The organism is Algibacter sp. R77976 (genome assembly GCF_044594645.1).
Classification (GTDB): Bacteria; Bacteroidota; Bacteroidia; order Flavobacteriales; family Flavobacteriaceae; genus Algibacter_B.
Genome location: NZ_CP138989.1, coordinates 1,688,236 through 1,702,723, shown reverse-complemented (window position 1 = coordinate 1,702,723; position 14,488 = coordinate 1,688,236). Strand labels below are relative to the sequence as shown.

The window sequence follows — 14,488 nt, the reverse complement described above, 5'->3', positions numbered from 1 at the left end:
CTTTTTTTTTGGTTAAACGGTCATGGAAAACAATTGTGTATCTGGCTTTTTTCTTTGTAATAAAACATCGAACGCCATACATATGTTTCTAACAAAGGGCTGACCTTTTTTGGTTACTTCGATTTTATTTGCATAAATTTTAAGTAATCCGTCTTTTTCCATTTCTTTTAATTGAATTATAGTTTCTGGCAACTCTTTAAAGTATAAACTATTTTTTGTCCAATTTGTTTTAAATTGACACATTAAATTTAAAATATGCTTACGGATAATTAAATCTTCTTCGTTTAAAATATGCCCTCTATAAACTGGTACGATATTGTCTTTTAATAAATTGTAATAGCGCTCTATTTCTTTTACGTTTTGAGAAAAACCATACCAACTATCGCTTATTGATGACACCCCTAAACCAATCATAGCTTGCGTTTTAGAGGCTGTATACCCCATAAAATTCCTATGTAAATCACCATGCTCCATAGACTTATAAAGTGAGTCTGTTGGTAGCGCAAAATGGTCCATTCCTATCTCTTCATAGCCAACTTCTGCCAATAATGCTTTACCTAGCTCATACTGGTTTCTTTTTAACTTAGCCGATGGTAAATCATCATCATTAAAGCCACGTTGCCCATTGCCTTTTATCCAAGGTACATGCGCATAACTATAAAACGCTAACCTATCTGGTAGCAATGCTTTGGTTTTCAAGATAGTTTCTTCTACATGCTTTAGGGTTTGAAATGGTAATCCAAAAATAATATCGTGCCCTACAGAAGTGTATCCTATTTCTCTAGCTAATTCTGTAGCTTTCTTAACATTTTTAAAAGGCTGAATTCTATGGATGGCTTTTTGTACGGTTTCGTTATAATCTTGCACACCGTAACTTACTCGCCTAAATCCAACATCGAACAAGGCTTGTAAATGCTCGCGGGTTGTATTATTTGGATGTCCTTCAAAACTAAACTCATAACCTACAGCTAACTCTGAGGTGTTTAGAATTTCGAGTATTAAGTGTTTTAAATTTTCTGGACTAAAAAAAGTTGGAGTACCGCCACCTAAATGTAATTCTTTAATGACTGGTTTTTCATCAAACAACTCTAAATACAAACGCCATTCTTTTAAAACCGCATTTATATATGGAGACTCTACACTATGCTGTTTTGTTATACGCTTATTACATCCACAAAATGTGCAAAGGCTTTCGCAAAACGGCAAATGTATGTATAAACTAATACCTTCTTTTGAATTACTTTCTTTAAAAGATTGTATTAATGAAGCCTTCCAATTTGTTAAGGAAAAGGTTTCATTATTCCAATACGGAACAGTTGGATAACTCGTATAACGAGGACCAGCAATATTATATTTACTGACTAAAGATTCTAACATACCTGACTAATATACATCAAAATTATACTTATCGATTAACTTAAAACATGACTTATGTCATAGCATCACTTGGAATTCAGTTATTAATCCCTTAACTTTCGGGTAAATAAAAAACTCTTTGAAAATGAAAAAAATAAGCTTCTTATTAATTGCCTTAGTTATAAGTTTTACATCTTGTAAAGATGAAAAAAAAGAATCGAAAACCGAAATTGACACTACAGAAAGCTTTGTTGTTAAACCTGAAGGTACAACAGTAAAATGGACCGCTTATAAAACAACAGAAAAACTTCCTGTTGGTGGGAAATTTAAAATTTTAAAATTTGAAAACAAATCTGGTGCAACACCTCAAGAGGCCTTAAACAACTTAAGCTTTTCTATTCCTGTTAGTAGCGTATTTACAAATGATGCTACCAACACACGTGATGCTAAAATTATTAACTCATTTTTTGGAGCTATGTTAGACACCGAATTTTTAAAAGGCACCATTAAATACGTTAACAATGCATATGTCGCTTCTATTACAATGAATGGTGAAACAAACAATTTACCCCTTGATGTTACCATTACCGAAGAAAGACGTGTAAAACTAACAGGTACAATGAATCTTAAAGACTGGAAAGCTTTAGATGCCTTAGCTTCTTTAAACAAAGTATGTTTTGATTTACATAAAGGTGCCGATGGTGTAAGCAAAACTTGGGATGATGTTGCTATTGAAGTAGAAACTTACCTTCGTAAAAACTAAGCAAAAACATCATTTTAAAGTTATTTTAATCACTAAAACACCTGCATGGAGCTAGACCAACTAGTAGATAAATTTAAGCAAAAAGACGAAAAAGCTTTTGAAAAACTATACAATATGTATAGCGATAGTATGCATGGTGTTATTTACAATATTGTAAGAGACCATGATATTGCTGCAGAAGTTATGCAAGATGTTTTTATAAAAGCATGGCATAAGGCAAACAGTTACTCATCAAAAAAAGGCAGGTTTTTTACTTGGATTTTAAATATTTCTAGAAACGCAGCCATAGATAAAACACGGTCAAAAGCCTTTAAAAACTCAAAACAAAACCTCAACTCTGATTTTTTCGTAGATATAATTGAAGGCAATGAAAGCCTAGATGATAAAACTGATGCTATTGGTATTAAGAAATTTGTTGGTAAACTAGCTGAAAAATGTAAAGCTGTTATTGAACTGCTTTACTTTAAAGGGTACACGCAAAGTGAAGCATCTGAAGCTCTTGATATGCCCATTGGCACAATTAAAACAAGAAATAGAAATTGCATTCAAGAATTAAGAAACATGGTTTTAAATTAATATGGATATTAAAGCATATATAGAATCTGGAATATTAGAGCTATACGTAGCCGGAAGCCTTTCTGAAAAAGAAAATGAAGAGGTTTATGCGCTTATGCAAAAACATCCTGAAGTGTTGCAAGAAGTTTTAGAAATTGAAGCTGCCATTGTTAAACTAACTGCTTCTACCTCACAACGCGATAACGACCATATTTTACAGCGTATTAAACAATCATTAGGATTTGGCAGCAACAATGACGCTAAAGTTATATCTATAACGAAACCAAAATACAATTGGATAACGTATACCGGTTGGGCTGCATCTATTCTATTAGGCGCTGGATTATTATGGACCATAAATCAAAACAACACTTTACAGTCTGATATTCAAATTGCCGAAACGCAACAATCGTTATTAGAAACTCAAATAGCAAATTCTAAAAACAGTTTAGAAGAAGCAAATACTTTAATTACTGTTTTACGAGATGATAATATTACCAGAATACCTTTAGCAGGTCAAGGCAACTTTGCTAGCACTTACGCCAAAGTATATTGGGATAAAAAAGGAGACCGTATCTTTTTAGACGCTCAAGGGTTGCCTGAACCGCCAGAAGGAAAAGTGTATCAAGTTTGGTCTTTAACTTTAACACCGCTTACACCAACCAGCTTAGGGACTATAGATAGTTTTACTGCTGATGCTAATAAAATATTTGAAATACAAAACGCTAACCAAAGTGAAGCTTTTGGTATTACTTTAGAGCCTGCAGGCGGAAGCAAATCGCCAACTATGGATCAATTATACACCTTAGGTGTTGTTAATGCGAGCTAATGAAACACAGTATTACATATTAGCGACTTAAAAACAACACCTGAAGGTTTGCAAGAATATTGGATTCAATGGAAAAATAAAGTTGTTCAAGCAGATTGTAAGCAATAACACCTCATGAAATATTTCACAATAATCTTATTATATATTTTAACACAAACAACCATGACACTATTTGATTTTAATTCTAAAAGTAATATTTCTAATTGGCGCATTGTTGATGATGTGGTTATGGGTGGTCAGTCTAACGGAAACTTTAAAATAAATAATGCTGGTAATGGTTTGTTTTCTGGTGATGTTTCACTAGAAAACAATGGCGGTTTCTCAATGGTGCAATACGCTTTCGAAACTAAAAACTCAAGTAACTTCTCTAAGGTTTGTATTAAACTTAAAGGCGATGGCAAAGCATATCAATTTAGAATTAAATCTAGTAAGCAAGATAAACACGCTTATATTGCTTCTTTTACGACTACTACAGATTGGGAAACTATAGAGGTTCCTTTTAACACTATGCATCCTGCGTTTAGAGGCAGAAAACTTGATATTCCAAACTATGATGGCAAGCAAATGGAAATGATTGCTTTTTTAATAGGCAATAAAACAGCAGAACCTTTTAATCTTGAAATTGATAGTATTGTACTAAAATAGTTTAAACTTTTCGTGACTATTAATGGAAATTCTAGTTTGCGTTAGGGATTGAAGTGGAAAGCCCACAGCCCGACGCAGGAGGTGCGAGGACTTGCAGCGAAAAGCCCGACGACGACCCTTGGAGGCGTAACGCCCAAATTATTTTTTAACTAAACCGAATAGCTTTTACTGGCGATATTTTTGTGATGATATACGACGGCACGAGCAACATGAGTAAACATAGAATGAGTGTGCCAATATTTAAGGCTATTATATAACCTAGGCTAATGTAAACTGGTGCTTCGGTAACATAATACACACTTGGATCTAGTGGAAAGAGTTTAAAATATTTTTGAGCAAACAAAAGTCCTAACCCTATAACATTCCCCCAAAACAAGCCTAAAAGAATAAGATACGATGCGTTGTAAAGGAATAGTTTACGGATGCTCCAATTACTGCTTCCTAAGGTTTTTAAAACGCCTATCATTTTTGTGCGTTCTAGTATTAAAACAAGTAATGCTGTTACCATGTTAAACCCAGCAATTAAAACCATAATGCCAATAATACCATAGGTGTTTTTATCAAAGATTTTTATCCATTCGAATATGGAATAGTACTTATCTGTAATAGTTTGAGAATCTAATAAAGATGGAATATTTTGGTGTATTTCTGCGCCTTTCTCTTTTAACTCATCATAATCGTTTAAGAAGACTTCAAAATTCCCTATTTGATTACTTTCCCATCTATTGATACGTTGTAAATGACGAATATCGCCAATAAGATACTGCGCATCTAGGTCTTGAAACCCAGAGTTAAAGATTCCAGTTATGCTGTAAGTGATAATATTTGGTAGCTTTTCTGGATCATCTTTAGCAAAAAACATTTGAAACTTATCACCAACTTTAAAACCTAAACGATTAGCGAGGTATTTTGATATTAGAACGTCTTCATTTCGTTTTTGTGTGTAATCTGGCAACTGCCCTTCTACTAAAAACTCTTTAAAATAGTCCCAACTATAATCTGCGCCTACACCTTTTAAATTTACACCCTCAAAATCGGTTTCGGTGCGAATAATTCCAAATTTTGTTGCTACACCTTGTATATGTTTTATACCGTCTACAGATTTAAAATTAGGATAAAAATCTTGATTTTTAGATATAGGGTAAACTGTTTCTTGTGAGTTATTACTATCGTAATTAGTAATGGTTACATGCCCATTAAATGCCACAACTTTATCACGGATTTTCTGCTGTAAGCCTAAACTTATTGCTACAGTAACCATCATGACAATGATACCAATAGCAATTGCAGCGATTCCAATTTTTATTATTGGCGCCGATATGCTACTTTTATACGCTTTACTGCCTATAATACGTTTTGCTATAAAAAACTCGTAATTCAAAAGTTGCTCATGAAGTTTAATGTTTTCAAAAATACAGTTTTATTATTTGTTTTAGTAATGATTTCTTGTGCTTCTAAAGTCAAGAATAATGCAAATGAAGGAAACCAGATTATAAAAGAAGTTTTTAAAGATAGCTCCCTAATTGTTGGAGCCAACCAAACGGAGCTGTATTTACCGTTATTAAAAGGCAAACGCGTTGGTATTGTTGCGAATCAAACCTCTGTGGTTTTTAAAAAAGAAACAGACCATATAAGTTTCACGCATGTTGTTGACTCTTTAATTGCTTTAAAAGTCGACATAAAAAAAGTATTTGCGCCAGAACATGGGTTTCGAGGAAAAGCTGATGCTGGCGAAGTGGTTAAAGATGGCATAGACACGAAAACCAATTTACCTATAGTATCGCTTTACGGAAAAAACAAAAAACCTTCTGCAGCTCAACTTAAAAATTTAGATGTTGTTGTTTTTGACATTCAAGATGTTGGCGCACGCTTTTACACCTATATTTCTTCGTTACATTATGTTATGGAAGCTTGTGCCGAAGCTGGAATTCCTGTAATTATATTCGATAGACCAAACCCAAACGGGCATTACATTGATGGTCCTATTTTAGAAATGGAACACAAAAGCTTTGTGGGCATGCACCCAATACCTATAGTTCATGGCATGACCATTGGCGAATATGCTAAAATGATTAATGGTGAAAAATGGTTAGCCAACGGAGCACAATGTAACTTAAAAGTGATTCCAATTAAAAACTACAATCATAAATTGAGTTATAGCTTACCCATAAAACCGAGTCCGAATTTGCCAAACGACCAAGCTATTAACCTATATACTAGTTTATGCTTTTTTGAAGGCACTAATGTAAGTGCTGGAAGAGGAACGGACATGCAATTTCAAATTTTTGGAAGTCCTTTTTTGAATAATGACATCTTTAATTTTGAATTTATTCCGCAACCTAATGAAGGCTCAAAATATCCGAAGCATCAAAATAAAACATGCTATGGTAAGGATTTAACTAAAGTTAAGGCTCTTAATAATTTAAATTTGGAATGGTTAATTGAAGCCTATAATCATACTGAAAATAAATCAGAATTCTTTAATGCGTTTTTTATAAAACTTGCGGGCACAAATAAGCTTAAACAACAAATTGAAGCTGGCTTAACTGCAGATGCTATTAAAGATACTTGGAAAGATGGATTAGAAGATTTTAATGAAACTCGTAAAACTTATTTAATTTATCCGTGAAACGAATCATAGCCTCTTTAATGCTATTATTAACATCAGTTGGCTTTAGTCAATCTGTTAATAACCCTGAAAAAGCCAATATTAGAACGGCAAAAAAACAGACAAAAAAGTTTTTGCGTCAACAAGGCATTCCAGGAATGTCTATTTCTGTTTCGAAAAAAGGAGAATTAATTTGGTCGAAAGGATTTGGATACGCCACTCGAAAACCGAAAACTAAGGTAGAACCGAACAAAACATTATTTAGAATTGCTAGTATTTCAAAATCTATAACTGCATTAACACTTGCGAAATTATTAGATAACAATGAGATTGATTTAAATGAAAGCATCTACTATTACCTTCCAGATTACCCAAAACAGGCATATAATTTTACCGTTAAAGAATTAGGCGGACATCTAGCAGGAATAAGAAGTTACCAAGGCAATGAGTTTACTAATAATAAAAAAATGTCGATTACTGAAGGTGTAAACTTATTTAAAAACGATTCGCTTTTATTTGAACCTTCAACCCAATTCTCATATAACACTTTTGGCTATGTATTGCTAAGTGAAATTATGCAAAAAGCTTCAAAAACAGATTTTAATGATTTGGTTAGCAACGCTGTTTTCAAACCTCTAGGCATGACTCATACGATGTTGGAAGATTCAGAGCTAGTTATTAAAAACAAAACAAGTTTCTATAGAGAAAAGCGCGTGCTTTCTTCGGCTGTTGCGAATGAATACAAAGTGGCCGGTGGCGGTTTTTTATCCACTTCAGAAGATTTAATAAAATTTGGAGAAGAAATTATTTCTCCAACAACGGTTTCAAAAGAAGCGTTATCGAATATGCTAAGCTCTCAAAAATTAAAATCTGGAAAATTAACTGGTTATGGTATTGGTTTTTCGGTAGAATCCACAAAAAACAATACGCCCAAATATTACCATACTGGTGGAGGTATTGGCGCCTCAACAGTACTTTTAATTTACCCCGAAGAAGACCTGGTTATTTCTGTTTTAACTAATAAATCTGGAGTTAGCATGGATGCCTTTGGAAAAACGCTTGAAGCCATATTTATTGAATAACTCCTCTTACCCATTGAAATTACGGGTATAAAAAAGAAAGTGTCCAAATACATTGCTGTAATTTAGACACTTCCAACCAAACAAAAACCTCAAAAAACACTTTAATAAGGTTTCAAAAAATCAATCAAACTAAACTATTATATATTCTTTATTTCATTTTCCATAAGCGGACCTAACTCAAAAACACTTTCTAGTAATTCTTGTTTTAAACTTCTTGCTTTATCCAGTTCACCATTCGCTTTATAAATTTTAGCAATACGAAATAACACATCTGGGTCTGAAGTTTTACCAATAACATGTTTCTCTAATACTTCTAAAGCCTCTTTAACATCACCATGTTTGTAATACGTCCACGCCAATAAGTCGTAAGATTGCGGTGTTGGTCTATTTTTAATTTCAATATTAGCAAGCTTTAACGCCTTTGCTGTTTCTTTTTGATTTTCAGCATACAACAATGTATTGTACGTGTTATACATATCGCCGTATAATGGATTATTTACAGTTTCATTGTATAATGCAATTTGTTCATCTTTCAATTTTAAATCGCCTTTAAACTCTGCTATTTCAGCTTTTAAAAGATGGTAGTCTGGAGCATTGTAGGTTTTAGTAATTTCATTTAAAATACGAAGTGCTTCGTCTGCATTTTTTTCATGAGAATACACAATCCAAGCAATTCCTTTTTTTGCATATGCATCGTTTGGATCTAACTCTAAAGCTTTAAGATAATGAGTGTAAGACGCTTCAATTTTTCCAGCATGCCCATAATAATCTGCCAAATTAGTATATACCCATTGTTTTGTTCCTTTCATATTTGAAGCTTCAGCAATTTGTTTTGCCTGCTCCATATATGTTATAGCTGCATCTAAATTTCCACGATGGTCAGACCATTTTGATAATCTAATTAAATAATCAAAATCGCCGTTCTTTCTAATCTGCTCTAGATAAGTTTTTGCAGTTTCAAAGTTTCCAATTTCCAAGTGAACATCAAATAACATTTTTTGAGTTCCTTTTAACCCTTCTCCATTCATTTCGGCTTTTTCTAATAAAGTCAAAGCTTCTTTAAATCTGTGTTGAGACACATAATTTCTGGCTAAAGCTCTTAAAAACCCTGCTTTCTTATAATGTGTTGCGTCATTTGCTTGAATTAAATAAGTCTCAGCCTTTTTTAAAGCATCAATATGTCCAGTTTTGTTAAACATTTGAGATTGAGACGCTGCAGCTTTAGCAAAATAAGGAAATTGTTTTGGTTCTTTTTCTAGCTTTTTTTCCCAGAATAAATAATCCTCTTTAACTAATTGCAACATCTCGTTCTCTGATGTTTTTAAATAAACTGTGTAGTCTTGTGTGTTTGTTACTTGTTTTGATTCATTATTACAACTTACTGTAAGCAGTAATAAAAAAATAAATGCTATTTGATTAATTGGTTTCATGGGTTTAATTTTTATGTTTTTGTTTAGGTTTATAGAACTCTGAAATATGTATTCTAAAATTCATATTTCAGAGTTAATTTATAACGCCATCTTAGTGAGGAGAAGCTAAATAAGGAAATGAGGTCAAAAAGGTTTTATCATTCGCATCAACATTATCGTTTGATAATCCTGGGTTTTCAGAAAAATCTTCACCACCAAAAATTAATAATAACTCTACGGTAATAACATCATCTGCTAAAGCTCTACCCGAAAGCGTGTTTGCTGGTTCTCCATCAAAAAATGTGGTTTTCCCATCTAATGATACATTTAAAACATCCGTAGCTAATAGTCCAGTAAATGCTGCTGCATCTTGTCCTAAAGCATTCAATCCGCCATCGGCATAAGCTGGACTTAAGGCTAATAAATTAGCTTGAAATTTACTTTGAAATGCTGCATTTTGAGCGGATGGTGTTGTAACGTTAAAAGCGTCTTTATCGGCACTTGCGTTAAATACCGTGTTAACTGCTGGTCTACCCATTTGATCTTCTTGAGTGTAAGTTCCAGAGAAATCTGGACCTTCCATTGCAACAAAATCATTATCATCTTTATCTGTACAATTAAATGCCATTATCGAAACGGTTAACGCTAATGCTACTATTTTTATATTTTTCATAATTCTATGTGTTTTAATTAAGTTGATTTTGTTTTTATTTTGTTTTAGATTCTACCCACGTATTTATTTTACCCGAACCGCCAATCATGGCTTTCGGTACTTCTACAACAATAGACATCACGTTTGATCCAGCAAACGTATCTGAGCCAGGTGAGTTAAAACTTGTGGCATCTCCAGCTATAATGGCAGAATACTGAGCAAAGTCCATAAAGAAAGGGTCATCACGTGGACCAGCAAAAAACGTCATACCGCTATTTGTTGCAATGTTTGCAGCATCACCATAAGAAGTAATATCTACAATTCCTCCAACTGTAGCAGTTGTTTGAATGGTACTATTTAATCCTGTTTGCGATGGTGCTACTGGACCAAAGAAATACATTTTTCCATCTCGAGGAATAGCCTGAATAACTAAGTCTTCAATATGGTCTCCATTAGTATCAATATTAAACTCTACTAAGACATTCTCATTAAATGTTGCCGCACCTGTATTGGCTGGACTTATTAAGCCTTGTAAATTTGCCACAAAAACTAAATTATCTGTGTTTTCACCTTGAAAGGCATAAAAGTCTGTAATATCACTATTACCTCCTGCAACTTCGGGAGCATCAATATGATCTGCCGCAATAATAAAGCAACAAGCAACTGCTATTACTCCAATTCCTAATACTCTTTTTAAATTTTTCATGTTTTTGAGATTTTTGTTATTGTTAATTTCACTCTCTGCCATACCTACGAAAAAAAGAAAAGAGCGGTTTTGTTAAAATTTTGTTAAAGAAAAAACAGCGCACATATTCAGCTAAAAGATTACTTTTACAATCTATTATGATAATTGAATTATGAACCCATCATCTTCAGGCTGGATAAAGAAGCTACTTAAAGAGGTTTCTAATAATAACCGCTTCTTAAAATATGACGAAGACATCTTTTATGATGCCCTGAGAGCTAGTGGATTTATTTATGGTAGTAATTTAGATATTGTAAGCCAGGTCATTTTGAAAAAAGACCTTACGGAAGAAGAACTCTGTAAAACAAATTTGTGTTTAGCACTCTATTACATGCATACAACTTCTAAATGCGAAATCCCTTTTGCGAAAAGCGTTATTAGTTTTTATAAAAGTATAGATTCTATAAAAACATCTTTTCTTCATGATTTATTAGGCGGAAAGCAGTCTCATGAACAATTAGAAAACATACTACATAAACGCATTCAAATAGACGCGAATGTGCTTACCAAGAATTTTAATTACTTTATTATTAATGCCCTTTTGTTTGTTGATGTTTTAGCTTATAAAACCTTTTTAGAGCACAAAAACACCTCGTCAATTGATTATTTAAAAAAGATAGAAGCTTCTATAACTTCTATTTCTCTTGATGTTTTAAATGCGAAAGAAGTAAAAAACCAATATGACGAAAGTTTAATTAAGTTATTTGAATCTTCTTTACGTTATCAAGAAAACACGCATTTAAAATATAAAAAAGCGGTTGAAAACATAACTACCGAGCTTGAGAAGTATTACATCCTAGACATAGCATGTATGGCGACTTGGAGCGACCAAATGATCGATTTAGAAGAACAACATTTTTTAGAAAAACTGGGTAAAGATTTAGATCTTAGTATTTCTAAAACAAACCAATCCATAAAAACAGTTAATCAATTTTACACCGTTAATAAAAACAACATTGCACTTTTAAGTTCAAAAAATGTTGTTCAGAGTTTTTACAACAACTCTAGTAAAATGGTAAATAAATTAATTACTAGAAATAGTAAGCGATTGTATCAAGAATTGAAAGACAGTAAAGAGCTTATGGTTTTGCTATCGCAATCTACTATTAGAGATTTAAATAAAGAAGAACAAAAAAAAGTACAAGAACAATTGCTTGATATTTTTAAATCTATACCAAGTCTAGCCATATTTTTACTTCCTGGTGGTGCTTTATTATTGCCTTTAGTGGTTAAATTCATTCCAAAATTATTACCATCGGCATTTGATGAAAATAGGATTGAAGAGTAAAAATTATATATTTCTTTTTTTTTCTATTAGTTTTACAACTACACTAACAAAAACTACATGATATCTTATACAATTCAGCAAATTAACGATCTACTTAACGGTGAATTAATTGGAAATACCTCAAATCAAATTGAAGGACCAGAACAATTACAGAACGCTAAAGCAAACCACATTACTTTTATAGGAAGCGGTAAATACTTAAAATATTGGGCAGACTCTAAAGCTAGTGCTGTTTTAGTAAATGATAATTTAACGCTAGAACCTGGTGATAATCGCGCCATTATAAAAGTTAAGAATGCCGATTTGGCAATGGCAAAAGTTTTAGAATTATTTAATCCGCCAGCGCCAGATTTTGAAAGAGACATTCATCCAACTGCAGTAATTCATGACACCGCAAAAATTGGAAATGGCTGTAAAATTGGTGCAAACTGCTATGTTGGTAAAGATGTAGTTTTAGGAGACGGAGTTATTCTTTATCCGAATGTTTGTGTTTTTGATGAAACAACAATAGGCGATAATACTATTGCATGGTCTGGAACAGTAATAAGAGAACGTTGTATTATTGGTAGTCATTGTATTTTTCACACCAATGTAAGTATTGGTGCCGATGGCTTTGGGTATCGCCCAAGTGACGATGGCAGAGGCTTAACAAAAATACCGCAAATAGGAAATGTTATTATTGGCCATTATGTTGAAATTGGTGCCAATTCGTGTGTAGATCGCGCTAAATTTAGCAGCACTATTATTGGTGATGGTTGTAAAATTGACAACCTTGTACAAATAGCGCACAATAGTGTAATGGGACGCTCATGTATTATGGCTGGACATAGTGGACTTGCTGGTTCTGTAACTTTAGGAGACGGCGTAATTATTGGTGGCTCTGCATCTATAAAAGACCACACTACCATACATTCTGGTGCTACCGTTGGGGCTGGATCTGGTGTTGTAGGAGATATTGCTGCTGGAAAAACGGTATTAGGTTACCCTGCTCAAGACGCTAGAGACATGCTTAAACAATGGGTGGTAATGCGTAAACTGGCTAAGAAGTAACGGGAAGCATACTAGCATTATTTTTGGCAAACTATTCCCAGTAAAAAAATAAAAATGAACAGGCGTAATTACATTTTAATTTTATTTTTAATTTTTTGTTTGTCGTCTTGTAAGAATGAAAAGAACGCAAATAAAACTCTAGGAATCCCTAAAAATGTTTCATCTGACTTACAGCTTGACCATTTCAATATTTGGGTTGAAAATCCTAAAATAGCCAAAGAACGATTAAATGCTATTGGATTTACATCTGTTCCCGACTCACTTTCTAAAATTCATACAGGTCAAGGCACCGCAGGTAGGTATTTCCATTTTTTAAATGGCTATCTCGAATTGATTTTTGTCTATAACCAAATCGAGTTAGAAGAAAATAATACAAAAAACACAGGTTTAGATTTTACTGAGAGAGCAAATTTTAAAAAAAATGGAGCTTCACCTTTTAGTATTGCTTTAAAAGTTAAAGATTACAACGTAGAAAAAATTCCATTTGAAAAAATAAGCTACCATCAAGATTGGATGTCTAGAAATGAGAATATCTATTCAGCTAAAAACTCAAAAACACATCTTAAAGAGCCTTCAATTTTTGTTGTATATCCCGAAATTGAATCGGATATATTTGAAACATTATCTGACTTAAAAAATATTCCAGACGAATACGCTTTTGCAAGAGGATTTTACAAACATCCAAATGGTGCAAAAAAAATTACAAATATTATCATTACATCAACCGATGTAGACTTGACTACTGAAACGATTAAAGCTCTTAATGGTATAAAAAACTTGACTATTAAAAATGGCGGAGCACATGTAATGGAAGTATATTTTGACAATAATATTCAGGTAAAAACATTTGATTTAAGACCTGAATTACCATTGATTATATATTTGTGACAGATAAAGAAAATGCTTTAACAAAGAGCTGAGTTAAAAAATAAGTGGTTTTAAACTCAACTTGAAGAAAAGTATTTATGACTCGTCCAGAATTAGAGACAAAATAATTTTAAAAATAAATGGCAACTACACCAGAACATGATGCCCGTGTTGCAAAACTAACGTTTGCAGGAGTTTACCCTCACTACATTACCAAAGTAGAAAAGAAAGGTAGAACAATAGCCGAATTACATGAAGTAATTACATGGCTAACAGGTTTTGACGATGCTAAAATTAAAGAACTTATTGATAAAAAAGTTACGTTTGAAACATTCTTTAAACTAGCAACAATAAACCCTAACGCGCATCTTATTAAAGGTGTTATTTGTGGTTATAGAATTGAAGACATTGAAACACCATTGACTAGGCAAGCAAGATACCTTGATAAGCTTATAGATGAATTAGCCAAAGGAAGAAAAATGGAGAAGATTTTACGTAAAGAACAACTATAAATACGCTTTTAACAAGGTTGCTTAAGAGAAACTTGATTTGCGTTAGGGATTGCAGAGTAAAGCCCACAGCCCGACGGAGGAGGTGCGAGGACTTGTAACGAAAAGCCCGACCCTTGGGGTAACGCCC

15 protein-coding genes are annotated in these 14,488 nt (G+C 33.1%); 10 read left to right on the top strand and 5 right to left on the bottom strand.

The features are described from left to right. Window positions 1-12: 12 nt before the first annotated feature. Entirely contained in the window at window positions 13-1,377 is a 1,365-nt protein-coding gene (gene hemN / locus SJY43_RS07425) for an oxygen-independent coproporphyrinogen III oxidase (RefSeq protein WP_396603202.1), read from the bottom strand. Between the two features lie 124 nt (window positions 1,378-1,501). Here hemN and SJY43_RS07420 point away from each other — a divergent pair, with 124 nt between their 5' ends. The 4 genes from SJY43_RS07420 to SJY43_RS07405 all read left to right on the top strand — a co-directional run bounded on the left by SJY43_RS07420 (window position 1,502) and on the right by SJY43_RS07405 (window position 4,148). Further along, window positions 1,502-2,119, top strand: a complete 618-nt coding sequence (locus SJY43_RS07420; RefSeq protein WP_396603201.1) for a YceI family protein — start codon at window positions 1,502-1,504, stop codon at window positions 2,117-2,119. A gap of 45 nt (window positions 2,120-2,164) precedes the next feature. Next, the gene (locus SJY43_RS07415; protein WP_396603200.1) at window positions 2,165-2,695 is read left to right on the top strand and encodes an RNA polymerase sigma factor; all 531 of its coding nucleotides are present in this window, start codon (window positions 2,165-2,167) and stop codon (window positions 2,693-2,695) included. Window position 2,696: 1 nt separating this feature from the next. Continuing rightward, window positions 2,697-3,503 (top strand): anti-sigma factor domain-containing protein, encoded by an 807-nt coding sequence (locus SJY43_RS07410; RefSeq protein ID WP_396603199.1) that lies wholly within the window; start codon window positions 2,697-2,699, stop codon window positions 3,501-3,503. 114 nt (window positions 3,504-3,617) lie between these two features. Next, a complete protein-coding gene (locus tag SJY43_RS07405) occupies window positions 3,618-4,148 on the top strand; it encodes a CIA30 family protein (RefSeq protein ID WP_396603198.1) in 531 nt (176 codons plus the stop codon). A 145-nt stretch (window positions 4,149-4,293) separates the two neighbouring features. Here the strand turns inward: SJY43_RS07405 and SJY43_RS07400 are convergent, their stop codons facing one another. Next, window positions 4,294-5,529: an ABC transporter permease gene (locus SJY43_RS07400; RefSeq protein WP_396603197.1), complete on the bottom strand. Its 1,236-nt coding sequence runs from the start codon at window positions 5,527-5,529 to the stop codon at window positions 4,294-4,296. A 9-nt stretch (window positions 5,530-5,538) separates the two neighbouring features. Here SJY43_RS07400 and SJY43_RS07395 point away from each other — a divergent pair, with 9 nt between their 5' ends. Both SJY43_RS07395 and SJY43_RS07390 read left to right on the top strand, forming a co-directional pair. Then, window positions 5,539-6,777 (top strand): exo-beta-N-acetylmuramidase NamZ domain-containing protein, encoded by a 1,239-nt coding sequence (locus tag SJY43_RS07395; RefSeq protein WP_396603196.1) that lies wholly within the window; start codon window positions 5,539-5,541, stop codon window positions 6,775-6,777. Further along, the gene (locus SJY43_RS07390; protein WP_396603195.1) at window positions 6,774-7,838 is read left to right on the top strand and encodes a serine hydrolase domain-containing protein; all 1,065 of its coding nucleotides are present in this window, start codon (window positions 6,774-6,776) and stop codon (window positions 7,836-7,838) included. Before SJY43_RS07395 ends, SJY43_RS07390 begins: the two co-directional genes overlap by 4 nt. 137 nt (window positions 7,839-7,975) lie before the next feature. On the opposite strand, the gene SJY43_RS07385 is transcribed toward SJY43_RS07390, so the two are convergent. The 3 genes from SJY43_RS07385 to SJY43_RS07375 all read right to left on the bottom strand — a co-directional run bounded on the left by SJY43_RS07385 (window position 7,976) and on the right by SJY43_RS07375 (window position 10,605). Further along, a complete protein-coding gene (locus SJY43_RS07385; RefSeq protein WP_396603194.1) occupies window positions 7,976-9,268 on the bottom strand; it encodes a tetratricopeptide repeat protein in 1,293 nt (430 codons plus the stop codon). Window positions 9,269-9,359: 91 nt separating this feature from the next. Beyond that, window positions 9,360-9,920: a DUF4331 family protein gene (locus tag SJY43_RS07380; RefSeq protein WP_396603193.1), complete on the bottom strand. Its 561-nt coding sequence runs from the start codon at window positions 9,918-9,920 to the stop codon at window positions 9,360-9,362. 34 nt (window positions 9,921-9,954) lie between these two features. Continuing rightward, a complete protein-coding gene (locus tag SJY43_RS07375) occupies window positions 9,955-10,605 on the bottom strand; it encodes a DUF4331 family protein (protein WP_396603192.1) in 651 nt (216 codons plus the stop codon). Between the two features lie 151 nt (window positions 10,606-10,756). On the opposite strand from SJY43_RS07375, the gene SJY43_RS07370 reads away from it, so the two are divergent. The 4 genes from SJY43_RS07370 to SJY43_RS07355 all read left to right on the top strand — a co-directional run bounded on the left by SJY43_RS07370 (window position 10,757) and on the right by SJY43_RS07355 (window position 14,361). Beyond that, entirely contained in the window at window positions 10,757-11,932 is a 1,176-nt protein-coding gene (locus tag SJY43_RS07370) for an LETM1-related biofilm-associated protein (RefSeq protein WP_396603191.1), read from the top strand. 57 nt (window positions 11,933-11,989) lie between these two features. Then, window positions 11,990-12,982, top strand: a complete 993-nt coding sequence (gene lpxD / locus SJY43_RS07365) for a UDP-3-O-(3-hydroxymyristoyl)glucosamine N-acyltransferase (RefSeq protein ID WP_396603190.1) — start codon at window positions 11,990-11,992, stop codon at window positions 12,980-12,982. 99 nt (window positions 12,983-13,081) lie between these two features. After that, entirely contained in the window at window positions 13,082-13,870 is a 789-nt protein-coding gene (locus SJY43_RS07360; RefSeq protein WP_396603189.1) for a VOC family protein, read from the top strand. 119 nt (window positions 13,871-13,989) lie between these two features. After that, window positions 13,990-14,361, top strand: a complete 372-nt coding sequence (locus SJY43_RS07355; protein ID WP_396603188.1) for a DUF2200 domain-containing protein — start codon at window positions 13,990-13,992, stop codon at window positions 14,359-14,361. The last annotated feature ends 127 nt before the right edge of the window (window positions 14,362-14,488 follow it).

Bases quoted from the DNA above. Each gene is read 5' to 3' on its own strand.
- SJY43_RS07380 (WP_396603193.1), bottom strand. From the start codon at position 9,920: ATGAAAAATATAAAAATAGTAGCATTAGCGTTAACCGTTTCGATAATG.
- SJY43_RS07385 (WP_396603194.1), bottom strand. From the start codon at position 9,268: ATGAAACCAATTAATCAAATAGCATTTATTTTTTTATTACTGCTTACA.
- SJY43_RS07420 (WP_396603201.1), top strand. From the start codon at position 1,502: ATGAAAAAAATAAGCTTCTTATTAATTGCCTTAGTTATAAGTTTTACA.
- SJY43_RS07410 (WP_396603199.1), top strand. From the start codon at position 2,697: ATGGATATTAAAGCATATATAGAATCTGGAATATTAGAGCTATACGTA.
- hemN (WP_396603202.1), bottom strand. From the start codon at position 1,377: ATGTTAGAATCTTTAGTCAGTAAATATAATATTGCTGGTCCTCGTTAT.
- SJY43_RS07415 (WP_396603200.1), top strand. From the start codon at position 2,165: ATGGAGCTAGACCAACTAGTAGATAAATTTAAGCAAAAAGACGAAAAA.
- SJY43_RS07370 (WP_396603191.1), top strand. From the start codon at position 10,757: ATGAACCCATCATCTTCAGGCTGGATAAAGAAGCTACTTAAAGAGGTT.
- SJY43_RS07395 (WP_396603196.1), top strand. From the start codon at position 5,539: ATGAAGTTTAATGTTTTCAAAAATACAGTTTTATTATTTGTTTTAGTA.
- SJY43_RS07405 (WP_396603198.1), top strand. From the start codon at position 3,618: ATGAAATATTTCACAATAATCTTATTATATATTTTAACACAAACAACC.
- SJY43_RS07375 (WP_396603192.1), bottom strand. From the start codon at position 10,605: ATGAAAAATTTAAAAAGAGTATTAGGAATTGGAGTAATAGCAGTTGCT.
- SJY43_RS07355 (WP_396603188.1), top strand. From the start codon at position 13,990: ATGGCAACTACACCAGAACATGATGCCCGTGTTGCAAAACTAACGTTT.
- lpxD (WP_396603190.1), top strand. From the start codon at position 11,990: ATGATATCTTATACAATTCAGCAAATTAACGATCTACTTAACGGTGAA.